The following is a 22,055-nucleotide window of genomic DNA, read 5'->3' on the forward strand; positions in this document are numbered from 1 at the left end:
CGCAATCAACAACCAAGATGAAAATATCCCTCGACTGGCTCCGCACCCTGATTCCGACCGACAAACCCGCCGTGGAAATCGGCCAGCTGCTGACGGGCTCCGGCCTGGAGGTGGAAGGAATTGAGGAGCTCGAAAGCATCCCCGGCGGCCTGCGCGGCCTGGTGCTGGGCACGGTGCTCACCTGCGAAAAGCACCCCGACGCCGACAAGCTGAGCCTGACCACCGTGGACGTGGGCGACGCGACGCCCCGCAATATTGTGTGCGGCGCGGCCAACGTGCGGGCCGGCCTGAAAGTGGTGGTAGCTCTGGAAGGGGCCCAGCTGTACCCCGTGAGCGGGGAGCCGTTCAAAATCAAGAAGTCTAAAATTCGCGGGGCGGCCTCCGAGGGCATGATTTGCGCCGAGGATGAAATTGGCCTGGGCACCTCCCACGCCGGGGTCATGGAGCTGGACACGGACTTGCCCAACGGCACACCCGCGGCCGAGTACTTTGGCTTGAGCTCCGACTCGGTGTACGAAATTGGCCTGACGCCCAACCGCGCCGACGCCGCCTCCCACTACGGCGTGGCCCGGGAACTGCGCGCCCTGCTGCGCCAGCCCTGTCACCTGCCCGATACCAGCCAGTTTCACGCCCCTGCCTCGGCCGCGCGCAACATTACGGTGGAAATTCAGGACCCGGAAGCCAGCCCGCGCTACGCCGGCCTGCTGCTGGAAAACGTCAAGGTTGGGCCCTCGCCGGAGTGGCTGCAGCGCCGCCTGCGCAGCATCGGTCTTTCGCCCATCAACAACGTGGTGGACGTGACCAACTTCGTGCTCCACGAGCTGGGTCAGCCCCTGCACGCCTTCGATGCCGACCAGATTACGGGTAACAAAATCATTGTGAAGCGGGCCCAGGAAGGGGAGAAGTTCACGACCCTGGACGCGGCCGAGCGGACCCTGAAAGCGGCCGACCTGGTTATTGCCGACGCCCAGGGCGCGCCCATGGCTTTGGCCGGCGTGTTCGGCGGCAAAACTTCCGGAGTGTCGGACGCCACGACCCGCGTGTTCCTGGAAAGCGCCTATTTCCAGCCCGCCGCCGTACGCAAATCTTCCCAGGTGCACCAGCTCAAAACCGACGCCTCCTTCCGCTTCGAGCGGGGCACCGACCCGCACATGGTGCCCGTGGCCCTGAAACGGGCCGCGCTGCTGCTCCAGGAAGTGGCCGGGGCTACCATTGCTGCTCCCATTGTGGACGAGTACCCCCAGCCCATCAGCCACACGGCTGTGCGCCTGCGCCTGCCCCGCGTCGAGCGGCTCGTGGGCCAGTTCATTGCCCCCGAGCGGATCCGCCAGATCCTCACGGACCTCGATATTCTCATTGCCGAGGAAAGCCAGGACGCCGCCGGCCACGCCGAGTGGATTCTGAGCGTGCCCCCGCACAAGGTGGACGTGACCCGGGAAGCCGACGTCATCGAGGAAATTCTGCGCATCTACGGCTACAACCACGTGGCGCTGCGGCCCCACAACTCGGCCTCGTATCTGGCCAAGTTCCCCAACCCCGACCCCGAAGTGCTGCGCCAGAACACGGCCCGCCTGCTCAGCGGCCAGGGCTTTTCGGAAATCATTACCAACTCGCTGACCAACTCGCTTTACTTCGAGAAGGAAGGGGAGAAGGACGAAACCCTGGTGCCGGTGCTCAACTTCAACAGCGCCGATTTGAACGTGATGCGCCCCACCATGCTGCACTCGGGCCTGGAAATCATCCGCTACAACGTCAACCGCCGCCAGCGCGACCTGAAGCTCTACGAGTTCGGCAAAACCTACCACCGCGAAGCCGAGGGTAAGTATCTGGAGAAGAATAAGCTCGTCATCTACCTAAGCGGCAACACCGCGGCCGAAACCTGGCAGCAGAAGTCCGACAAAACGACTTTCCACCAGCTGGCCGCCGCCGTGCAACAGGTCCTGGCCTCCTTCGGCTTCGCTCAGCCCGCTTCCCAACCGGTACAGCACCCGTATCTGGCCGGCGGATTGACGCTGCTGGCCCAGAACCAGCCCGTAGCCCACCTCGGCGCCGTGTCGCCCAGTATCCTCAAGCGTCTCGACGTGAGCCAGGCCGTGTGGTACGCCGAGCTGGATTGGGACTTCCTGATGAGAAAGTACAAAAACACGCTCACGGCCAAGGAGCTGGCCAAGTTCCCGGAGGTGCGCCGTGACCTTTCCCTGGTCGTCGACCGGACCGTAACCTTCGACCAGCTCCGCCAGATTGCCCAGCGTACCGAGAAAAAGTTGCTGCAAAGCGTGAATGTGTTCGATGTGTACGAAGGCGAAAACCTGGGCGCCGGCAAAAAGTCGTACTCGGTGAGCTTCACCCTGCAGGACCCCACCCAAACCCTCACCGACCAGGCCATTGACGGTGTCATGCAGCGCCTCATTGGCCAGTTTGAAAAGCAGGCCGGGGCCTTGATTCGCAAGTAGAGGCAGGGCCAAAAGCCAAAAGAACGTCATGCTGAGCTTACCGAAGCATCTCTGCCGCTTCGTTGCTCACTCAAAAAACGTCATGCCGACTAGCGGGAGACATCTCGCGTGCCGTGGTAATCAGATAACTATTGCACGCGAGATGTCTCGCTAAGGCTCGACATGACGTTCTGATTGGTAAACTCCCCGGCCCTTTTTGGTGTTAAGGACCGTTGGTTGCCGAACTTAAAGCACAACTTTAACTCGGGAAGCACCACAGCCCGGAACTTCGTCTTACATTAGCCAGTAAAAATTTCTGTTCGATGGCCTCTTCCAAGCAACTTGCCCAACTAGACCGCCTAGAGCGTCAGGTGACGTCTTTAGTGGCTGCCTATCAGGGCTTGCGCGAGGACCTGGCCGACGCCCAGACCACCATTCAACAGCTTCGGGCCGACGTGCGCGACCGGGAGCGGCAGTTGAAGGATTTCCAGAATCAAGAGAATATCGCTAAACTTGTCAATACCATAGCAGGGGAGCCTGCCAACGCAAACGAGCTGAAACTTCGCCTCAACGAATATATCCGCGAAATAGATAAGTGCCTTGCCTACTTGAGAGAGTAACCACCTTACATCCCCACGACTGCTGCTCCCTATGAGCGAACTTTCCATCAAAATCCGCATTGCCGACCGGGATTACCCTATGCGGGTAGCTCCCCAGGAAGAGGAACGTCTGCGCATGGCAGGGCGGCTTCTGGGCGAGCGGATCAAGGAGTTTCGCGAGCAGTACGGCATTCAGGACAAGCAGGATCTGCTGGCCATGATTGCCTTGTCCACCATGGCTGACAGCCTGAAGGTCAGCAAGGAAAAGGACGGCACCGACGCGGCCCTCACCGAACGCCTCGCGCGCTTGGACGAGCTACTGTCGGGAGTGGTGCTGGGCTAAACGCACTGGCGCCGGCATAGTTTCAGACTCGAATCGGGTGGGGCAAACGGCTCCGCCATTCGTTCGTCGTCGGCAGTATTTTCCGTGTTATGGTTTCTTCCCCACCCCCTAAAACCATAGCTCAATGCCCGACATTTTGTATATCATCCTGGCCGCCGTGCTTGCCCTTGGGGTCGGCATCGTGGTCGGCAGGCAGCTGGCCGGTAAGGCCCGCCTGGACCACGAGGCCGACGCCAAAGCCCGCGCCCAACAAATCATTCAGGAGGCCGAAGCCCAGGCCACCCGCACCCGCGACGAGCGGATTCAGCAGTCGAAAGACAAATTCCGCCAGCTTAAGAACGAATTCGAGCAGGAAAGCAAGCGTCAGAAGCAGGAGCTTGAAGCCGAGCTGACCCAGCGCCGCCAGGGCGTGGTCGAGCAGGAGCAGAGCATCAAGCAGCTCACCCTTACCACCCAGCGCCAGCTCGAGCAGATCCAGAAGAAAGAGCAGGATATGGACCTGCTGCGCGAAAAGCTCCAGCATGACTCCCAGCAGCAGCGCGAGCGGCTTGAAGCCCAGGAAGAAAAGCGCCGGGCTACGCTGGAAACCCAACTGACCAAACTCCAGCAGCGCGAACAAGAAGTTGAGGAAGAGCTGGAAAGCACCCGCGAGTCGCTCAACGCCCAGCTGATTCAGGTGCAGCACCAGCTGGAAACGATTTCGGGCCTCACCGCCGCCGAAGCCCGCGAACAGCTGGTTGAGTCGCTCAAGAACGAAGCCCAGATTCAGGCCAGCTCTTACATCAAGGACGTGGTGGCCCAGGCCAAGCTGACGGCCACCAAGGATGCCAAGAAAGTGGTGCTCGAAACTATTCAGCGCACCGCTGCCGAGCACGCCATTGAGAACTGCGTATCCATCTTCAACATCGAGTCGGACGACGTTAAAGGCAAAATCATCGGCCGCGAAGGCCGCAACATCCGCGCCCTGGAAGCTGCTACCGGCGTCGAAATCATCGTCGACGACACCCCCGAGGCCATCATCATCTCCGGCTTCGACCCGGTGCGCCGCGAAGTAGCCCGCCTGAGCCTGCACCTGCTGGTGAAAGACGGCCGGATTCACCCGGCCCGCATCGAGGAAATCGTGGCCAAAACCCGCAAAAACATCGACGAGGAAATCGTTGAAATCGGCGAGCGGACCATCATCGACCTTGGCATCCACGGCCTGCACCCCGAGCTCATCAAGATGGTGGGCCGCATGCGCTTCCGCTCGTCCTACGGCCAAAACCTGCTCCAGCACAGCCGCGAGGTAGCCAACCTCTGCGCCACGATGGCTGCCGAGCTGGGCCTGAACGTGAAGCACGCCAAGCGCGCCGGCCTCTTGCATGACATCGGCAAAGTAAGTACCGAGGAGCCCGAGCTGCCCCACGCCATCCTGGGCATGGAAATGGCCAAGAAGTACAAGGAGCATCCCGACGTGGTCAACGCCATTGGCGCCCACCACGACGAAATCGAGATGACGGCCATGATTTCGCCCCTCGTGCAGGCCTGCGACGCCATTTCGGGCTCCCGCCCCGGCGCCCGCCGCGAGATGATGGAAAGCTACATCAAGCGCCTCAAGCAGCTCGAAGAAACCGCCGTATCCTTCGACGGCGTACTCCAGTGCTACGCCATCCAGGCCGGCCGTGAGCTGCGCGTGATGGTCAACGCCGACAACGTTACCGACGAGCGCGCCCAGGAGCTGAGCTACGAAATCTCGCAGAAAATCGAGAAGGAAATGCAGTATCCCGGCCAGATCAAAATCACCGTAATCCGCGAAATGCGCGCCGTAGCATACGCCAAGTAAGCCACTCTTATTCGGAACAAGCAAAAGCCCCCGCGACGGAAGTTGCGGGGGCTTTTGCGTTTGGATGTAGCGCGAACTTTGTAGTTCGCGTCCCCGCGCCAGTAGCATGATACCACTCGGCAAAACCGCCGCAGTCGCTCGGCTATGCCGAGTGACCCATATGCCTGAGCAGTTTCACTGCGAATCCATCTGCGCCGGTAGAATACGCGCGCAGCAAAGCTGCTGGAGCGTAATCGTCACTTGGCATAGCCGAGCGACTGCAAGGAGCCGAGCGGGTTGACATTATAAGCCAATGAACTCGAGCTGATTGTCCAACCGTATGACTACTGTGCGTCGATCCGGGCTAACCACAATTTGCACTTCGGTATTGGGATGAATGGATGAATTCTGCCGCCCAAGGTCAATATCCGGCCATTGCTCCACCACGACTCCGGTGCGCAGGTCGATAAGCTTAGGGTGTTGGTGCAGGTCCCAGGCCCGGTCCTCATCGATAGCTACCACGTTGCCAAATTTACCTTGCATTTTGACCGGCTGAGTCAGCTCCCCGGTACGCAGATTCCAGAACACTACATGTGAAGGTGGCAAGTTCACCTCGTCATCATCGAAGGGCGGCTCGTTAGAAGATGAGAGCAGAACCGTATAGTCATTCAGAAAGCTGCCAGAGCTGATTTCGCTACTGACCGCCGGGCGCAATTCGTTGTCATAGGCTCCTTCATCAAGCAACAACGGATTCTGGAAACACGCCCGGATATCAAATGCCTGGGCAATATCCCAGGGGTGCCAGAGCCAACCAGTGCTCAGCAAATAAGTGCCCTCAGGACTTACCGCGAAGCGCGAATGAAATACATCGGCTGGTTGCCGCCCGGACACGTCCGTGGGAATTTCGCCCGTCTCCACATCCTCAAAGTCTAGGCGGTTGTACTCCTGTGGACAATGTGCAAGGTAGGTGCGACCCTCAAATTCGAAAAACCCCGCCGGGTATTCGTACACTTGGGCCTGGTAGTATGAGCGGTTTACTTCCCGTAGTAATTCGCCTTGTTTTAGGAGCAAACCCTTCGTGCCCAAACGGGTATAAATAAGAGTATAGCGACCATCGACGGAGGAAACAGCGGCGTCAAAATCCATCCCATTGAAATGGCCGAACCCTAACTCACGGTCTGCGCCATCAGGCGTGTAGTAGCGTCCGGCGCTGGCCCAGTCCACCACCCCTTCGTGCAGCCAGGTGATTGTTTGCGATTGTACGGGAAGAGTAGTACGTATCATTCAGGAAGGTACAAAGTGTTATCCATGCACAAAAAAAGCAGGCCAAGACCCCGCCCCGCCTGCTCCTCAAGCTGCTCCCGGAACCCTACGCTACCCACCGCACCACGATACCGGCCTCCCTGCCGTGTTACTCCTGCGAAGGCCTGTATCATTGCTTTACAGTTCAACGTCAGGTCGCCGAAGTCCGCGCAAACCCGCGGTGTTCGTTGCACTACTCCTAAATATAGCGCCGGCCGATCCTTGCTGCAAAGTCTGACAACGAATGCTTCTGCACTCGTTGTAGGCCTTGTTCAGGACTCATAAAAGCCGATTTATGCCCATTGTCTGCCTTGTAAAAGAGCTTTTTAAAAAGTCTGCGGAACGAGAAATCTGGTTGCCACGATACTTGGTAGCCGCCGTACGTTTGGCTCATTCTTCACTATTAGCCTTACTGACGCTTGCCGCGTATGAAATCCATTACTACCTATCTCGCTATCTGTGCTCCCCTGGCCGTGTCGCTGCTCGCTACCAGCTGCACGGTATATACCCCCATGCAGCCCACCGTATCCACGGTCGGCGCCAAGGGAGAGTTGGAACTGACGGGCAGCATCCAGCCCAATACCCGCCTGGAAAGCACCGTAATCTATTCGCCCCTGCCCAATACGCTGGTCATGGCCGCCGGCTCGTTTCGGCCCAAAATCGGGGATACCACTTACTCGGCCACCCGGCAGTGGGAAGCGGGCCTCGGGAGCTACGTGCACCTGGGCCCCCGCTGGCTGCTGACCGGCATTGCGGGTTATGGCAATGCTACTACCAGTAAGTCTATTCCGGGTGTCGGCATCGGTATGTACGGGGGTGGGTATGACCGGTACAAAGCCACCTACAGCAAGGTATTCGGGCAGCTAAGTCTGGCCCATCAGCTCGAACAACAGTCTTTCGGCGTGGTATACCGGCTGGCCCGGGTGCAGTACGAGCAGCTCGACTACAGCTTTGGCCTCAACTCGGACTATGCGGCCATTCCCATGCAAAAAGCCCTGCGGCACGAAGCCCTGGCCTTTTACCGCACCAAACTCGGCCAGCAAGACCGGTGGCAGCTGCAGGCCACCCTGGGCCTGTCGGGCGCCACGCCCCAGCCCACGGTAGAAGCCCCGGACGGCCCTAACCGGAACGATAACTATACCGAGCAGCGCGAAGCCCGCAATGCCTCCCGCGCGGTGCTCATGACCAGCCTGGGCGTGGTGTTCCGCCCCCACCTTCCCCACAAAACACGCCCCGTGCAACCCTAAGCTCACGTTGCTGATCTAGGTGAATAGTCGCATCTTGCTGCTTATCTGTAGTATCAAGTGTTAAGCTATTACCACCGGCTTATGTCGCAACGTGTACCCTCATTTTACTATCTGCTCGTAGCTTGTTGCGCCCTGAGTAGCTGCTCCGTCTATGCGCCCATGCTACCTGCCGCGCCGCAAATCCGCGACAAAGGGCAAGCTGAAGTACAGGCCACCAGTTTTCTGAACGGCCGCTGGGAGGCCGGCGCTACCTACTCACCCCTGCGCCACGTGTTGGTACGAGCCGCGGGCGGCATCAAAACCGATTCGCGCGACACGGCTTATTTCCGCGTCCACCAGTATGAGGTGGGCCTGGGCGGCTATTATCCGCTGGGCAAGCATTGGCTCGTCACGGGCCTGGGCGGCTACGGCCAGGCCCGCAGCAACCGTGGCTACTACCAGACCTTTCTCTTTGGCAACGGCTACCTGGTCGACTTCAAAGCCAACTACCGCCGGGTCTTCGGCGAATTATCCACTTCCTACTACAACTCCTGGGTGACGCTGGGGCTGGCCTACCGCCTCTCCAAAGTCGACTTCACCTCCCTTACCTACAACGGCGCCCCCCTGGGCATGAGCGGCATGCTCCGGGAGGAAGCAATGCTGTTTGCCCGTTTTGGCAGTGAGGAAGGCTCCTTAAGTTGGTTGGGCTTCCAGGTTTCGCTGGGCACCACCGCCGTGCCACGCTCCCGCCCCGAAGACCAGAATACCAATCCCTACGCCCGCGAATACGACCACCTGCGCGAAAGCCGGATTCTAATGGGGGCGAGCCTGATAGTGTATCCGCACCGGCTCCGCAAATCATTCAAGCCGGAGTAGCCGCTACTGCAGCTTGCTGAACACGTTATTAAGCCCCTCGGCCCAGGTCGGGTGGGCAATGACCATATTCTGCAGCTGCGGGTACTTGAGCTTGCCCATCATCACCAGCTGAAACATGGTCATGATTTCGCCGCCTTCCGCCCCCAGAATAGCGGCCCCGATAACCCGGTCCTGGTCGTCGACCAAGACTTTCCAAAAGCCCCGGGTACGGCCGGTTTCGCGGGCCCGCCCGATGGTGCGCACCGGCATCGTGGCCACCCGGTACCGCACGCCCTGCTCCCGGGCCTGGGCCTCGGATAAGCCAATGCGGCCCAGCTGCGGGTCGGTGAAGACGGTGTAGGGCAGGGGCCGCTGCCGGGCCGAGCGCCACCGGCGGTGCAGCAGCCCGTCGCGCACCACGCGGTAGTCGTCGTAGCTGATGTGGGTGAACTGCGGGCCACCGTGAATATCCCCCAGGGCGTAAACTCCCTTGGCAGCCGTTTCTAGTCGGTTATTAACCTGGATGTAGCCTTTCTCGTCGGTTTTGACGCCAATGGTGTTCAAGCCCAGCTTGTCGGAGTTAGGCACCCGGCCCGTGGCAATCAGCAGGTGAGTGCCGCGCAGCCGCCTTTCGCCCTGCTGAGTGTGGGCTGAGAGTGTGATAATGCCCTCCGCATTGCGCGACACGTGGTGGGCCTTGGCGCCCAGCACAAACTCTAGGCCGTCGGCCTCCAAGATTTCCTGCATGGCGGCGCACACGTCATCATCCTCGTGCTCGAGCAGGTGCCGGCCGGTTTCTACAATGGTAACCCGGCTGCCGAAGCGGCGAAACATCTGCCCGAATTCCAGCCCGATATAGCCCCCACCCAGAATAAGTAGGTGCTCGGGTAACTCCTGCAAATCCAGCAGCTCGGTGGTGGTCAGGTAGGGCACATCGGCCAGGCCGTCCAGCTCGGGCACGGCTGCACGGGTGCCGGTGTTGATAAAAATGCGCGCGGCCTTGATTTCCCGGCTGGTTTTGTCGGCCAGCTGCACCTGCACCGTGCGCGGGCCGGTGAAGGCCGCGTGGCCGTGCAGTACCGTAATGCCCGCGTGCTCCTGGGTCAGGTTTTCGCGCACGCCCTGGCGGGAACGTTGCACAAGGGCATCCTTGCGGGCAATAACGGCCGGAAAGTCCACTTCGGGCTCGGTGCTGCGGATGCCGTATTCCTCGGCGGTGCGAATCTGGTGAGCCCGCTCGGCCGCGGCCAGCAGAGCTTTGGTGGGCGAGCAGCCGTAGTTGATGCAGGAGCCCCCCAGGTGGTTTTCCTCGACCAGCACCACGCTGCGGCCCGCTTCGGCGAAGGCCGTGGCCAGCGGGTTGCCGGCCTGGCCCGAGCCGATAATTAAAACATCGTATGAAGTAGGCATAAAAAGCGGAAATTGGCGGAGCAAAGGGCCGCCTGCACCTGGCGGCCCGCATCCTGTTGAGCTTAACGGATAAGCACTATACGCGGGGCCTACCGGAGTAGCCGCCCCGGGGGCAGGGCTTTTTCTGATTTCTTCCTTTATTCTGCCTTTCTTGTGGCTATGACGGTTTTGTTGCGGCTTTGGCTGTTGAGTATTCTGGTGGGTCTGAGCGGTTGTGCGTCGTTGTATTTCCCGCCCCCGCCCCAGGCCCCGCTGCTCACCCAGAAGGGCGAGTTTAGCGGCGGCATCCACACCAATTTCAGCCAGAACACCGCCCTGCAGGGTGCTTACGCCCTCGGCGACCATATCGGGGTGCAGGGCAGTGCCTCCTTTATCCGCTCCGATAAAAAACAGTCGTTTTTTGGCAGCAAGAACAACCGCAAATACGAGGAGCACGACTTTGGGGAACTAGGCCTAGGCTACTTCACCCGCATGCGCGACGAGCGGGTGCTGGAGTTTTACGGCGGCTACGGCTTTGGGCACGGTAAGCGCACCGAGCGCAGTGAAGGCGTCACCAAGACCTTCGACGGGAGCCTGTCGAAATACTACCTGCAGGCCAACTTCAGCAAGAAACTCAGCAAAACCTGGCACTTCTTCGACCGTGACTGGCCCGTGTCGTACGGTATGGCCCTGCGCGCCAGTTACGTACAGCTCTACGACTTTACCATCGACGCCAAACCCCAGGAAATGGAGGATAACATCTTTTTGGAGCCCATCAGCTTCACCCGCATCAGCGTGCTGGGTCCCATTCAGTTTCAGATGATTAGCGGCAGCAACTTCGGCCTGCGCCACCGCAAGTACCTAAAGGCGGCCAACTCAGTGTTTCAGCTGGGCATTATCGTCAACCTGGGCGGGCAGTCCGGCCGGCGGTAACCAGCACCCGGCGATAGGCGCACAAAAAAGCCCCGACGCAGGTCGGGGCTTTTTTGTGCGGTAAGGCTGACAGACTTCTGCCGCTACACGGCCGTTTGTAAGCTCGTGCCCTGCGGTTCAACCACAACATCAGATAGCCCATCGGCTATCAGGCGCTGCTGAAGCAGGGCGTTGATGTGCACGGTGATATACGAGCGCGCCGGAAACAAGCCCATGCGGGCCCAGGCCCGCTGTACCCCGTGGTTCTGGACCTGCGTAGTGGCCCGCACCCGCCGCAGCCCCTGATCCTGCATGTACTGCTTGGTATAGTTCAGCAGGTCGACGTACAGGTTTTTGGCTGGAATATTGGGCCGGGCGCCAAAAATAATTCCTTCGCCGTAGGTTTCGTGTACCTCATTGGTGGCGTAGGCCACGGCTTGGCCGTCGAGGTAGAATAGGAAGCAAACCCGCTTGTCGCCGGGTTCCAGGGCACTCATGGCCCATTCCTTGTAGCCGGCCAGCACTAGTTCCGGGTCGAACAGGGGGTTGCTGTTGTAGTGCGTGCGGTAGTCTTTAAAGCTGAGGTCGACGAGTTCTGCCAGTACTGCTACATCCTCCATTGTACCGCGCTTTACTTCGAGGCGGGTATTGCGTAACGGGGCCGCCGGATACTCCCGCAGGTCGCCATCAAATGACACGAGCGTGTCGGCTACAATTATGGGGAAGGGCAACAGGCTAAGCTTGGACAGCTGGTGCTGCTGGCTGGTCGGAATGCGCAGAATGGCTACATCTGCCCGCTCCTCTACAATGGTGCGCAGAAGATCGTACGGTTCGAGTTTGGTGAAAGAGCCACGCAGGATACGCAGGTTAAATCGGGTACTCTCTAAAGCACTGTACTGTAACGGCATGAGCAAAAAAATGAAGCGTCTAATAGGAGGTGAGCCTACTAAAAAAAATGAAAAAATTTAGTCGGAAATTAGCGTAATTTATTAAGATATTCAAACGCTGAAAAGAATTTATAGTTCAGCTTTCGGGCGTCAGTGAGCCGTATTGCCAGTGGGTAGCGGCGCCACCCGTCGGCCCCAGAATCTGACTTAGGTAGTGAGGCTGGCCCGGGTGGAATTGGCTTCCTCCCGCACCACGTAAAGCGGCCGGTTCTTGACGCCTTCGAAGGTGCGACTCACGTAAAGTCCTACCAAACCCAGGCCGGTTAGGAAAAGGCCGCCCAGCAGCCATACGCTGAGCAGTAGCAGTGCCAGCCAGGGAGTGGAACCATGCGGCCCAACCACAAGGTGGCCGACCAGAAACAGACCGCCCAGCAAAGTCGCCCCTACGATACCCGCTCCCAGCTTCACGAGCAGGCGCAGGGGTTTGTCGCTGTAGGCCAGAATAATGTTGAAAGCCAGCCGCAGCAATTGGCTGAAACGGTAGCTGCTTTGGCCGTGGGGGCGGGCAGCGTGTTGCACGTCGAGGGCGCCCTGCCGAAAGCCCAGCCAGCGTACCTGCAGCGGAAAAGCCCGCGTGGGTTCCCGCAGCAGGCGCAGCGCCGCCACAACCCGCTGGTGAAAAATGCCGAAGTTGCCCGTCGTGGGGTCTTGCCGCGGCCCCCCAAGCCAGGCAAGGGCCCGGTGAAAAGCCCGGCCGCCCCACTGCTTGGAAGCAGTATCCTGCCGGTTGATTCGGCGCCCAAACACCACGTCCAGGTGCTGCTGCCGGGCATAAGCGTACAGGTTCGGAATTTCCTCGGGCATGTCCTGCAGGTCGCAGTCCATCACTACTACCCACTCGCCCGTGGCCCGGTCGAGGCCGGCGGTGATGGCCGCGTGCTGCCCGAAGTTGCGGCTCAAGCTCAGGCCCAGCACCCGCGAGTCGCGGGCAGCCAGCTCCTGCACCACGTTCCAGCTGGTATCCGGGCTGTAGTCGTTGATCAGGATCAACTCATACCCTCCCGCGAAGCCGGTCAGGGTCACCGTTAGGCGCTGGTATAGCTCGGGCAGGGCATCAGCACAGCCGTAGACAGGAATAACGACGGAGAGAGCCAGCGGCGGGGGAGTGGTGGGGGCAGCATTCATCAGCGGGGGCATGCCAGGAGGGGCATTTGCTAAAAAAAGCCCCGGCGGATGCCGGGGCTTTTTCAATTAATAAGCTCGAAGCTCGAAAATTATTTGCCGCCCAGTACGCGCAGCATCGTGTCGCCAATCTCGGCGGGCGAATCTACCACGTGGATGCCGCACTCGCGCATGATGGCCATCTTGGCAGCAGCCGTGTCGTCGGCACCGCCTACGATGGCGCCGGCGTGACCCATGCGGCGGCCGGGAGGAGCCGTCTGGCCGGCAATAAAGCCAACGACGGGTTTCTTGTTGCCGGTTTCCTTGATCCAGCGGGCCGCTTCAGCTTCCATGCCGCCGCCGATTTCGCCGATCATCACGATGCCTTCGGTTTCGGGGTCGTTCATGAGCAGCTCCACGGCTTCCTTGGTCGTGGTACCGATGATGGGGTCGCCGCCGATACCGATGGCCGTGGTCTGGCCCAGGCCGGCCTTGGTCAGCTGATCCACGGCTTCGTAGGTCAGCGTACCCGACTTGGAAACGATGCCTACGCGGCCTTTCTGGAAGATGAAGCCGGGCATGATACCTACTTTGCACTCCCCGGCCGTCATTACGCCGGGGCAGTTGGGCCCGATCATGCGCAAGCCTTCGCGGCCTTTGAGGTATTCCTTCACCGCAATCATGTCCTTGGTCGGGATGCCTTCGGTGATGGTCACGATAACCTTGATGCCAGCGTCGGCGGCTTCCATGATGGCGTCGGCGGCGAATGCCGGGGGCACAAAGATGATGCTGGTGTCGGCACCGGCTTTTTCAACGGCCTCCGCCACGGTGTTGAACACGGGCCGGTCGAGGTGGGTGCTGCCGCCCTTGCCGGGCGTTACGCCGCCAACCACGTTGGTACCGTACTCAATCATCTGCTGGGCGTGAAACGAGCCTTCGGAGCCCGTAAAACCCTGCACAATCACTTTGGAATCCTTGTTGACCAGAACGCTCATTCGGAGAAGTGTTAAAGGCTACTATCAATTTGGGGTGGTAACCAGCGGCCCTCGGGCTACCGGTGTGCAAAAGTAGCCTTTTTTGGGGGCGCGGCAAGCCGGCCGCGCAATCGGTTGTCAGCCAGAAAGGAGCCGGGTGGCAAGGGCCAGGAACCGGGCTGGTATTGGCTCAGCTACTGGCTGGGTTGATTGGTATTTTACGTGGCTCAACTAGAACTATTTGAATTTCAAGCGCTGTTGCTGTAGCTCAATCCACTTTTACCACTACCGCGCTATGAAAAAGATTCGCTACGCCTGGCTGCTGAGTTTATGGTGGTGCCTGGCTGCCTGCTCCGATAAAGACGAAGTTGGCCCCGGCAACCTGTTGAGCCTGCCCGACACCGGGATATCACGGCTGGAGACTACCCAGGACCTGGACCCGATTCTGCAGCAGATGGGCCCGGCGCGGTACGCCCTGCTGGGCGAAGCCTCCCACGGGACGGCCGAGTTTTACACTTGGCGGGCAGCTCTGAGTAAGCGTCTGATTCAGGAAAAAGGCTTCACCATGATTGCCGTCGAGGGCGACTGGCCCGCTATTTACGAGCTTAACCGCTACGTGCGGGGGCAAAGCTCGGCCGGCTCGGCGGTGCAGAGCCTACAAAGCTTGCACCGCTGGCCCACCTGGCTATGGGCCAACCAGGAAGTGGCCAACCTGCTGGAGTGGGTCCGGACGTATAACAAAACGCAGCCGGCCGCGCGGCAAGTAGGTTTCTACGGCCTCGACCTCTACAGCATGGTACAAAGCCTGGAGCAGGTCCGGACCGATTTTTCGGCGGCCGACCAGGCTACCCACGAGGCTGTAATCAATGCCTTGAGTTGCCTGGAGCCCTACCGCAGCAATGAGGAGGCCTATGGCACGGCTACGTTGCGCGGGGTTAGCTGCGCTACCGAAATCAACGCGGTGCTCACGGCGGTACGGGCCCGCCGCCAGGCCTTGCCCGCCACCGATGAAGCGGGCTTCAGTGCGGAGCAGAATGCTCTGTTGGCCGTAAATGCGGAGCGCTACTACCGAACGGCCGTGCAGGAAAGCGCCGGCTCCTGGAATATCCGGGACCAGCACATGATGGAAACCATCAACCGGCTGATGGACTTTCACGGCCCGGCCGCCAAAATCATCGTCTGGGCGCACAACACCCACGTGGGCGATGCCCGCTACACCGATATGGCCGCCCGGGGCGAGGTAAACGTGGGCCAGCTCACGCGGCAGCAGCACGGCGCCGAGGGAGTGTTTGTGGTGGGCAGCGGCACTTACCAGGGCACGGTGGTGGCCGCCCCGTTCTGGGGCGGTGCCACTACTATCATGCCCGTGCCGGCCGCTCCGCAGAGTTCCTGGGAAGGCGCGCTGCACGCCAAGGAGCCCCGCACCAAGCTAGTTATGCTCCAGGGCTGGCGCCAGGACCCGGCCCTGACCGAACGGCGCGGCCACCGGGCCATCGGGGTGGTGTATGACCCAGGGCAGGAAAGCGGTAACTACGTGCCCAGCGACTTGCCCAACCGCTACGACGCCTTTCTGTTCCTTGACCAAACCCAGGCTCTGCACCCGCTGCCTGCTACCGGCGGCCGGCCAAGCCCGGAAGGAGCGGAGCGCGTGGCGCAGCAGCACGCGGCAGCCAATTTCTAAGCGCTGCCGGCCGGTAGTGGGAAAAGCGGCACGGGGCTTCGGGCGCCGCCGGCAAATGCGTACCTTTGCGGTCCTCTCACTCAAAATAGAACTGCTTACCTCTCTCACAATGTATTTGAATCACATCGTTGAGGCCATCGGCAACACGCCACTGGTGAAGCTCAACAAAGTCACCGACGGCATCAAAGGTACGGTCCTGGCAAAGGTGGAGTACTTCAACCCCGGCAACTCGGTGAAGGACCGGATGGCCATGAAAATGATTGAGGACGCCGAAAAAGCCGGTATCCTAAAGCCCGGCGGCACCATTATCGAGGGCACCAGCGGCAACACCGGCATGGGTCTGGCCCTGGGCGCCATTGCCAAAGGCTACAAGTGCATCTTCGTGATGAGCGACAAGCAAAGCAAGGAGAAGCAGGACATTCTGCGGGCCGTAGGCGCCGAGGTAGTAGTGTGCCCCGTGGACGTAGCGCCCGAGGACCCCCGCTCGTATTATTCGGTGGCCAAGCGCTTGAGCCAGGAAACGCCCAACTCGTTCTACCCCAACCAGTACGACAATATGTCGAACACGGCGGCCCACTACGAAAGCACCGGCCCCGAAATCTGGAAGCAAACCGAGGGCACCATCACTCACCTGGCCTGCGGCGTGGGCACGGGTGGCACCATCTGCGGCACGGCCCAGTACATCAAGGAGCAGAAACCCGAGCTCGTAACCGTGGGCCTGGATACTTACGGCTCGGTATTTAAGAAGTACAAGGAAACCGGAATCTTCGACGAAAACGAAATCTATCCTTATAAGACCGAAGGCATTGGCGAAGATATTCTTCCCAAAAATGTTAACTTTGACCTGATTGACTTGTTTATCAAAGTCACCGACCAGGACGCAGCCGTGATGACGCGGCGGCTGGCCAAGGAAGAAGGCCTGTTCGTGGGCTGGTCGTGTGGCTCGGCAGTGCACGGCGCTTTGGAATACGCCAAAGAGCACTTGAAAGAGGAAGACGTGATGGTCATCATTCTCCCCGACCACGGCACGCGCTACCTCGGTAAAATCTACAACGACGACTGGATGCGCGAGCAGGGCTGGTTGTAACAGAATACCCCTGTTTGCGAATAGGCAGGGCTTACGCTTTCAACGGATACTGCTATGGGTAAGAAACTGCGCAATGTGGTGCTGGTCGACGACAACGAAACGACCAGCTTTCTGAACAACCGCCTGCTCAGCCGCCTCGACGTGGCCGATAAGGTCTATACCTTTTCCCGCGCCGAGCAGGCCTACGACTTCCTCTGGGGCAATGGCACCGACCGGGCCAGCTCCATGGAGCCCGATGCCCCGCAGCTGGTGTTCGTGGACCTGAAAATGCCCGGCATGGATGGTTTCGAGTTCCTGGAGCAGTACAGCCAACTGCCCGACGAAATCAAGGAAAAGACGGTTATGGCCGTGCTGACAACTTCTATGCACTCGGCCGATACGGCCCGGGTAGCTAAGTACGAGGGCGTGGAATACCTGGCCAAACCCCTGACCGAAGAAAAGATGCGCAAGCTGCTGGATAAGCGCTTCGTGACTATCTAAGCTCGAGTAGCTACAATAAAAAAGGCCGCTGCAAGTATTTGCAGCGGCCTTTTTTATTGGTTGTAAGCAGGCTGAGAAGCCCTACACCACAGCCTCCACGAAACGGAAGGCTTCCCCGTCGAACAGGCCTTTGTCGCTGAGCTTGAGGCTCGGAATTACCAACAAAGCCATAAATGACAGAGTCATGAAAGGGGCCCCGAGCGGGCTGCCCAGGCGTTTCGAGAGGGCATCGACGGCGGCGTAGGCTTCGGCCACGTGGTAGCCCGGCTGATCCGACATGAGGCCCGCTACGGGCAGGGGCAGCAGGATTTCTTCGCCGTCGGGGCTTACGGCGGCTAGGCCGCCCTTGGCTTCCATTACCAGCGTCACGGCCCGGGCCAGGCTTGCGTCGTCGCAGCCCACGGCGGTAATGTTATGCGAATCGTGGCCCACGCTGGAAGCCAGAGCGCCCCGCTTCAGGCCAAAGCCGGTGATAAAGGATACGGCCGGGGCAGCGGGCTGGTAGCGGTTCACCACGGTCAGCTTCAGGATGTCTTTGGCTACATCGGGCGCCACTAGGCCGTTTTCTACTTTGGCAGCCACATCGTGGCGGGCAGTGATAAGCTGGCCGTCGAAGCACTCGATGACGCGCACGGTGGCGGTGGGAGCCGGAGCCCGGAGCTCAAAGTCCTGGGCCGTGACGGGCTGGGCCCGGAAATTGTTGACCACGGCCACGGGTACGGAGGCAATGCGGGTTTCACCGTTTTCGGCTACCAGCACACCATCCAAATACGTTTGGCGCACCAGGAAATCCTGCAGGTTGTCGACGACGATAAAGTCGGCTGGGTCGCCTTCCCGCAGCAGTCCAACGGGCAACTTATAGTGCAGTACTGGGTTGAGGCAGGCCACGCGCAGCACCTTGAGCACATCCTGGCCCCGAGCCACGGCGCGCTGCACCAGCTGGTTGATGTGGCCCAGCACCAGCGTATCGGGGTGCTTGTCGTCGGAGCAGAACATCATATTCTCATAGTGCTCCGGCAACAGGTCAATCAGGGCCTCGAAGTTGCGGGCCGCCGAGCCCTCCCGAATCAGGATCTTCATGCCCACGCCTAGCTTGTCGAGAGCTTCTTCGGCCGTAAAGCATTCGTGGTCGGTGCTAATACCGGCTTCGGCGTAGCGGCGGGCATCCTCGCCGCGCAAGCCGGGCGCGTGCCCGTCCACGGGGCGGCCGTAGCGCTGGGCCAGGGCAATTTTCTCCATCACGTCGGCGTCGCGGTGCAGCACGCCGGGCCAGTTCATCATTTCGGCCAGGTAGCCGATTTCCGGGTTCTGAAACAGCTGCTCGATGTCCTGGGCCGTTATTTCGGCCCCGGCGGTTTCAAACGGCGTGGCGGGCACGCACGAGGGAGCCCCGAAGCAGAACTTAAATGGCACGCTGCGGCCACTTTCCAGCATGTATTCCACCCCGGCCACGCCCAGCACGTTGCCGATTTCGTGGGGGTCCGAGACGGTGGCTACCGTGCCGTGCGTGACGGCCAGGCGGGCAAACTCGGCGGGCACCAGCAGGGAACTTTCCACGTGCACGTGCGCGTCCACAAAGCCAGGTAGGGCGTAGGGCAGCGCCGCATCGGGCCCGGTGGCCGAATCCAGCGCAATGGCCCGCACCCGGCCCGCACTCACGTGAATAGTACCAGGCAGTATGGTGTTCGAAAACAAGTTGATAACGTTGGCGCGCAGGCTAAAATCGGCGGGCATAGGGCAGGGGGGAAGAAGGGCGAAAGTTGAGCTTGAGCAAAGGCGAACGGGTAAAGAACCGTATATTTGCCGAAAATCCGTGCCGGTGAGAAAGATTGTGACTTTGCTGTTGGCCGTCCTGATATCCGGGTCCGGCCTTGCTACGACGAGCTGCGCCCGCCGCACTACGCAGCAGAAAAAAACGGCTTCCTTTAAGCGCAAAGCCAAATTCGGCAAAACTCCCTGTCCCTGCGATAGTCACTAATCCGGGTGCGGCCCCGCTTCTTGGGCGCCGCTCCTGTTTTCCTGCCTGCTTCTGCGCTTCCGCCCCGTGAATTACTTCCGCGCCCCGACTTTTGTGCTTTCCAAATACCTGCTGGCGGCCTTGCTGGTGGTGGCCGGGCACTTCGTCGGGTGGGCGCAGCGGCGGCCCCACGCGGCCTTTATTCCGCCTACTTCCTACGACGAGCACACCCGCGACCCCACGCTGCGCTACGAGCCCGGCGGCCAGTCCGGCTCGTTCCGGGGCCTCGACGGGGCCTGGCACCCGGTACAGATAGCCGACTGGCTGCCCGACCGGGTGTATCTGAACGAGAGCGGCAACTATTACCGGGCCTACTCGCCGGAGGAAATGACGGCCTTCGTACTCAGCAACTCCGATACGGTAATCACGGTAGCCGGTATGGCGCCCGGCAAGCTGGGGCAGCTGTCCACCGCCTTTGGCCGGCAGCTATTTCGCGGTGCGGGCATGCAGCTCGTCGACGTGACGGACCCGGTAACGTCGCTGCTCAGTGTATTTATGCGCCCCCACAAGCTGTTGCTGCGCAAAAACGCCGGCGACTGGATTTTGCTGCCCAAGCAAAAATCGGTGCTGCAGCCGCTGTTGCTGACTCTGCTGGCCGACGACCCGGCGCTGGTGACCCGGCTGCAGGCCAAGCGCGTGGGCCGCTGGCAGGTGCACCGGCTGCTGCTTGAATACGCCGATTTTCGAACCACGCAATTTTTGCAAACGGCTGCTCAGCCGCGTCCCTAGCCCTGTAGCCTATGTCTTCCGAAAACCCCCTGATTGCCCTGCGCCGCGCCGCCGAAGCCGTGCGCCAGCAGCTGCAAGTCACTGATTTTGATGCCGCCGGCGTGCAGCGGCTCGATGCCTTTATCAACGAGCAGCGTGGCAGTGTGAAAGATGCTGAGCGCGAAGGTGTAATTTCGGCCCTGGGTTGCTTTCTGGGCCAGTGCCTGGTAAGCACCTACCAGGGCGAGTGGGCCCTGGGGCCCGACAAAAGCACCGGCGTCGGTATTGCCGATAAGCATTTTTTTAACCCCTTCTACCGCGTTTCGCAGCAGCTGGCTCATGGCCAAAAAGAGTCCGTTGCCGTATTCTTCGCGGGTGTACCTGAACGCTTGGCCGTAGTGCCCCGTCGTAAAAATTGGATTTAGTGAATTCTACCAGCCCCCAGCCCACCGACTTTGCCATGAGAAAAATCGTCATTGCCATCGACGGCTACTCTTCCTGCGGCAAGAGCACCACGGCCAAAGCCGTAGCGGCCGAGCTGGGCTACGCCTACATCGATACCGGAGCCATGTACCGGGCCGTGACGCTTTATTTGCTGGAGCGCAACATTGCCTTCGACGACTTGCCCCGCGTGGAGCAGGCCCTGCACGAGATTCACATTGCCTTCAAGCGCAACCGCAAGACCGGCCGCAACGAGCTCTGCCTCGACGGGGTGATTCGGGAGGATGAAATCCGGCAGATGCGCATTTCCAACTCCGTGAGCGAAGTATCGGTGATTCCGGCCGTGCGCCACACCCTGGTGGCCCAGCAGCAGCGTATGGGCCGCAAGCGCGGCGTGGTCATGGACGGGCGCGACATTGGTACCACCGTTTTCCCCGACGCCGAGGTCAAGATTTTTATGACCGCCGACGTGGAAACCCGGGCCCGCCGCCGGCAGGAAGAGCTGGCCCTGAAAAATGAGCACGTGGAGCTCGAAGATATTGTCGAAAACCTGCGCAAGCGTGACTACATTGACTCGACCCGCACCGAAAGCCCCCTGCGCCGCGCTTCCGACGCCGTGCTGCTCGACACGACCCACATGATGATCGACGAACAGGTCGATTTCGTGCTGGAGCGGGTGTCGGCGCGGCTGTTTGAGCGCAGCGTGCTGGCCCCGGCCGGCAATGAGGAACGGAATGCCGCCGGAGCTGGTCTATAAGAAATAAGGGCGCGAATGTTGTAGGCAGCGCCGCGTGTTTGTATTGAAGGAAGAGTCATGAACGTCACGATAGATAAAAATTCGGGGTATTGTTTCGGGGTTGAATTCGCCATTCAGATGGCCGAAGACGAGCTGGCGCACGAGCCGACCCTGTACTGCCTGGGCGATATTGTGCACAATCGCATGGAAGTGGAGCGCCTGCACCAGCAGGGCCTGCGCATCATCGAGCGGGAGCAGCTCCAGAACCTGCACGACTGCAAGGTGCTGATCCGGGCCCACGGCGAGCCGCCGGAAACCTACGAGCTGGCCTTGCGCAACAACCTGGAGCTTATTGACGCCTCCTGCCCGGTGGTGCTTAAGTTGCAAAACCGCGTGAAGCACGCCTTCGACAGCACCACCCGCCAAAACGGGCAGGTGGTTATTTATGGGCAGCCCGGGCACGCCGAGGTAACCGGCCTCAACGGGCAGACCGGCAACCAGTCCATCATCGTGATGACCGAGGCCGACCTCGACCAGATTGACTTTGCCCGGCCCGTGACCCTGTTTAGCCAGACGACCAAGAGCACCGCGGGCTTCTACCACATGAAGGAGCTCATCGAGCAGCGTATTGCCGCCGCCGGGGGCAGCCTGGAGTCGTTCGATGCCAATGACAGCATCTGCCGGCAGGTCAGCAACCGGGAGCCAGCCCTGCGCAAGTTTGCCGTCGACTACGACGTGGTACTGTTCGTCAGTGGCCGCAAAAGCTCCAACGGCAAGGCCCTGTTCAGCGTCGTGAACCAAACCAATTCGCGCAGCTACTTCATCGAAAACGAGCAGGAACTCAACGAAGCCTGGCTGCAGGGCGTGGGCAGCGTGGGTATCTGCGGGGCCACCAGCACCCCGATGTGGCTCATGCAGCGCGTGGCCGACCGGGTTACGCAGATTGCCGAAAGTCTGCCGGTGTAGAGCGGCTACGGTCGAGGTAAAAACCCGGAATTTCTACCCGCAAACTTCGTTACTTGCC

The 22,055-nt window shown here is 60.3% G+C and carries 19 protein-coding genes and 1 pseudogene; 14 read left to right on the forward strand and 6 right to left on the reverse strand.

Annotated elements, in window-relative coordinates:
• The first annotated feature begins 17 nt into the window (after nt 1-17).
• The 4 genes from pheT to rny all read left to right on the forward strand — a co-directional run bounded on the left by pheT (nt 18) and on the right by rny (nt 5,196).
• Nucleotides 18-2,453, forward strand: a complete 2,436-nt coding sequence (gene pheT / locus CLV45_RS00925) for a phenylalanine--tRNA ligase subunit beta (RefSeq protein ID WP_100334522.1) — start codon at nt 18-20, stop codon at nt 2,451-2,453.
• Nucleotides 2,454-2,755: 302 nt separating this feature from the next.
• Entirely contained in the window at nt 2,756-3,052 is a 297-nt protein-coding gene (locus CLV45_RS00930) for a hypothetical protein (protein ID WP_100334523.1), read from the forward strand.
• Between the two features lie 31 nt (nt 3,053-3,083).
• The gene (locus tag CLV45_RS00935) at nt 3,084-3,374 is read left to right on the forward strand and encodes a cell division protein ZapA (RefSeq protein WP_100334524.1); all 291 of its coding nucleotides are present in this window, start codon (nt 3,084-3,086) and stop codon (nt 3,372-3,374) included.
• Nucleotides 3,375-3,498: 124 nt separating this feature from the next.
• Nucleotides 3,499-5,196: a ribonuclease Y gene (rny, locus tag CLV45_RS00940; RefSeq protein WP_100334525.1), complete on the forward strand. Its 1,698-nt coding sequence runs from the start codon at nt 3,499-3,501 to the stop codon at nt 5,194-5,196.
• Nucleotides 5,197-5,478: 282 nt separating this feature from the next.
• Here rny and CLV45_RS00945 read toward each other — a convergent pair whose 3' ends face one another.
• Nucleotides 5,479-6,459 carry a hypothetical protein gene (locus tag CLV45_RS00945; protein WP_100334526.1) on the reverse strand — a complete coding sequence of 327 codons (981 nt, stop codon included), beginning with the start codon at nt 6,457-6,459 and terminating at the stop codon, nt 5,479-5,481.
• 446 nt (nt 6,460-6,905) lie between these two features.
• Here CLV45_RS00945 and CLV45_RS00950 point away from each other — a divergent pair, with 446 nt between their 5' ends.
• Nucleotides 6,906-7,724 carry a hypothetical protein gene (locus CLV45_RS00950; RefSeq protein ID WP_100334527.1) on the forward strand — a complete coding sequence of 273 codons (819 nt, stop codon included), beginning with the start codon at nt 6,906-6,908 and terminating at the stop codon, nt 7,722-7,724.
• Between the two features lie 81 nt (nt 7,725-7,805).
• A complete protein-coding gene (locus CLV45_RS00955) occupies nt 7,806-8,579 on the forward strand; it encodes a hypothetical protein (protein WP_157807211.1) in 774 nt (257 codons plus the stop codon).
• A gap of 3 nt (nt 8,580-8,582) precedes the next feature.
• Here CLV45_RS00955 and CLV45_RS00960 read toward each other — a convergent pair whose 3' ends face one another.
• On the reverse strand, nt 8,583-9,968 hold the full coding sequence (locus tag CLV45_RS00960) for a mercuric reductase (protein ID WP_100334529.1): 1,386 nt from the start codon (nt 9,966-9,968) through the stop codon (nt 8,583-8,585).
• Between the two features lie 159 nt (nt 9,969-10,127).
• On the opposite strand from CLV45_RS00960, the gene CLV45_RS00965 reads away from it, so the two are divergent.
• Nucleotides 10,128-10,880, forward strand: a complete 753-nt coding sequence (locus tag CLV45_RS00965; RefSeq protein ID WP_157807212.1) for a hypothetical protein — start codon at nt 10,128-10,130, stop codon at nt 10,878-10,880.
• 83 nt (nt 10,881-10,963) lie between these two features.
• Here CLV45_RS00965 and CLV45_RS00970 read toward each other — a convergent pair whose 3' ends face one another.
• The 3 genes from CLV45_RS00970 to sucD all read right to left on the reverse strand — a co-directional run bounded on the left by CLV45_RS00970 (nt 10,964) and on the right by sucD (nt 13,902).
• Complete coding sequence (locus CLV45_RS00970) at nt 10,964-11,767, reverse strand: GNAT family N-acetyltransferase (RefSeq protein WP_100334531.1); 804 nt, start codon at nt 11,765-11,767, stop codon at nt 10,964-10,966.
• A gap of 186 nt (nt 11,768-11,953) precedes the next feature.
• On the reverse strand, nt 11,954-12,931 hold the full coding sequence (locus CLV45_RS00975; RefSeq protein ID WP_245882505.1) for a glycosyltransferase family 2 protein: 978 nt from the start codon (nt 12,929-12,931) through the stop codon (nt 11,954-11,956).
• A gap of 89 nt (nt 12,932-13,020) precedes the next feature.
• Nucleotides 13,021-13,902, reverse strand: coding sequence for a succinate--CoA ligase subunit alpha (gene sucD, locus CLV45_RS00980; RefSeq protein WP_100334533.1), 882 nt, complete (start codon nt 13,900-13,902; stop codon nt 13,021-13,023).
• 274 nt (nt 13,903-14,176) lie between these two features.
• Here sucD and CLV45_RS00985 point away from each other — a divergent pair, with 274 nt between their 5' ends.
• The 3 genes and pseudogenes from CLV45_RS00985 (at nt 14,177) to CLV45_RS00995 (ending at nt 17,129) form a co-directional block, all read left to right on the forward strand.
• Nucleotides 14,177-15,562: an erythromycin esterase family protein gene (locus CLV45_RS00985; RefSeq protein ID WP_100334534.1), complete on the forward strand. Its 1,386-nt coding sequence runs from the start codon at nt 14,177-14,179 to the stop codon at nt 15,560-15,562.
• A gap of 109 nt (nt 15,563-15,671) precedes the next feature.
• Nucleotides 15,672-16,646 (forward strand): annotated as a pseudogene (locus CLV45_RS00990) (PLP-dependent cysteine synthase family protein); the annotation flags it as partial.
• A 57-nt stretch (nt 16,647-16,703) separates the two neighbouring features.
• Complete coding sequence (locus CLV45_RS00995) at nt 16,704-17,129, forward strand: response regulator (protein ID WP_100334536.1); 426 nt, start codon at nt 16,704-16,706, stop codon at nt 17,127-17,129.
• A gap of 81 nt (nt 17,130-17,210) precedes the next feature.
• Here CLV45_RS00995 and ade read toward each other — a convergent pair whose 3' ends face one another.
• A complete protein-coding gene (gene ade, locus CLV45_RS01000; RefSeq protein ID WP_100334537.1) occupies nt 17,211-18,863 on the reverse strand; it encodes an adenine deaminase in 1,653 nt (550 codons plus the stop codon).
• 337 nt (nt 18,864-19,200) lie between these two features.
• On the opposite strand from ade, the gene CLV45_RS01005 reads away from it, so the two are divergent.
• Genes CLV45_RS01005 through CLV45_RS01020 form a run of 4 tightly spaced genes read left to right on the forward strand, consistent with a single transcriptional unit; the run spans nt 19,201 to nt 21,997 of the window.
• Entirely contained in the window at nt 19,201-19,875 is a 675-nt protein-coding gene (locus tag CLV45_RS01005) for a hypothetical protein (RefSeq protein WP_157807213.1), read from the forward strand.
• A gap of 11 nt (nt 19,876-19,886) precedes the next feature.
• Nucleotides 19,887-20,279, forward strand: a complete 393-nt coding sequence (locus CLV45_RS01010) for a hypothetical protein (RefSeq protein ID WP_100334539.1) — start codon at nt 19,887-19,889, stop codon at nt 20,277-20,279.
• A gap of 35 nt (nt 20,280-20,314) precedes the next feature.
• Nucleotides 20,315-21,052 carry a (d)CMP kinase gene (gene cmk / locus CLV45_RS01015; RefSeq protein ID WP_100336915.1) on the forward strand — a complete coding sequence of 246 codons (738 nt, stop codon included), beginning with the start codon at nt 20,315-20,317 and terminating at the stop codon, nt 21,050-21,052.
• A gap of 57 nt (nt 21,053-21,109) precedes the next feature.
• Nucleotides 21,110-21,997 carry a 4-hydroxy-3-methylbut-2-enyl diphosphate reductase gene (locus CLV45_RS01020; protein WP_100334540.1) on the forward strand — a complete coding sequence of 296 codons (888 nt, stop codon included), beginning with the start codon at nt 21,110-21,112 and terminating at the stop codon, nt 21,995-21,997.
• The last annotated feature ends 58 nt before the right edge of the window (nt 21,998-22,055 follow it).

The organism is Hymenobacter chitinivorans DSM 11115, assembly GCF_002797555.1.
Lineage (GTDB): Bacteria > Bacteroidota > Bacteroidia > Cytophagales > Hymenobacteraceae > Hymenobacter > Hymenobacter chitinivorans.

What these genes read in the sequence shown, in the direction of transcription:
- pheT (WP_100334522.1), top strand. Translation starts at nt 18, where the DNA reads ATGAAAATATCCCTCGACTGGCTCCGCACCCTGATTCCGACCGACAAA.
- CLV45_RS00930 (WP_100334523.1), top strand. Translation starts at nt 2,756, where the DNA reads ATGGCCTCTTCCAAGCAACTTGCCCAACTAGACCGCCTAGAGCGTCAG.
- CLV45_RS00935 (WP_100334524.1), top strand. Translation starts at nt 3,084, where the DNA reads ATGAGCGAACTTTCCATCAAAATCCGCATTGCCGACCGGGATTACCCT.
- rny (WP_100334525.1), top strand. Translation starts at nt 3,499, where the DNA reads ATGCCCGACATTTTGTATATCATCCTGGCCGCCGTGCTTGCCCTTGGG.
- CLV45_RS00945 (WP_100334526.1), bottom strand. Translation starts at nt 6,459, where the DNA reads ATGATACGTACTACTCTTCCCGTACAATCGCAAACAATCACCTGGCTG.
- CLV45_RS00950 (WP_100334527.1), top strand. Translation starts at nt 6,906, where the DNA reads ATGAAATCCATTACTACCTATCTCGCTATCTGTGCTCCCCTGGCCGTG.
- CLV45_RS00955 (WP_157807211.1), top strand. Translation starts at nt 7,806, where the DNA reads ATGTCGCAACGTGTACCCTCATTTTACTATCTGCTCGTAGCTTGTTGC.
- CLV45_RS00960 (WP_100334529.1), bottom strand. Translation starts at nt 9,968, where the DNA reads ATGCCTACTTCATACGATGTTTTAATTATCGGCTCGGGCCAGGCCGGC.
- CLV45_RS00965 (WP_157807212.1), top strand. Translation starts at nt 10,128, where the DNA reads ATGACGGTTTTGTTGCGGCTTTGGCTGTTGAGTATTCTGGTGGGTCTG.
- CLV45_RS00970 (WP_100334531.1), bottom strand. Translation starts at nt 11,767, where the DNA reads ATGCCGTTACAGTACAGTGCTTTAGAGAGTACCCGATTTAACCTGCGT.
- CLV45_RS00975 (WP_245882505.1), bottom strand. Translation starts at nt 12,931, where the DNA reads ATGAATGCTGCCCCCACCACTCCCCCGCCGCTGGCTCTCTCCGTCGTT.
- sucD (WP_100334533.1), bottom strand. Translation starts at nt 13,902, where the DNA reads ATGAGCGTTCTGGTCAACAAGGATTCCAAAGTGATTGTGCAGGGTTTT.
- CLV45_RS00985 (WP_100334534.1), top strand. Translation starts at nt 14,177, where the DNA reads ATGAAAAAGATTCGCTACGCCTGGCTGCTGAGTTTATGGTGGTGCCTG.
- CLV45_RS00995 (WP_100334536.1), top strand. Translation starts at nt 16,704, where the DNA reads ATGGGTAAGAAACTGCGCAATGTGGTGCTGGTCGACGACAACGAAACG.
- ade (WP_100334537.1), bottom strand. Translation starts at nt 18,863, where the DNA reads ATGCCCGCCGATTTTAGCCTGCGCGCCAACGTTATCAACTTGTTTTCG.
- CLV45_RS01010 (WP_100334539.1), top strand. Translation starts at nt 19,887, where the DNA reads ATGTCTTCCGAAAACCCCCTGATTGCCCTGCGCCGCGCCGCCGAAGCC.
- cmk (WP_100336915.1), top strand. Translation starts at nt 20,315, where the DNA reads ATGAGAAAAATCGTCATTGCCATCGACGGCTACTCTTCCTGCGGCAAG.
- CLV45_RS01020 (WP_100334540.1), top strand. Translation starts at nt 21,110, where the DNA reads ATGAACGTCACGATAGATAAAAATTCGGGGTATTGTTTCGGGGTTGAA.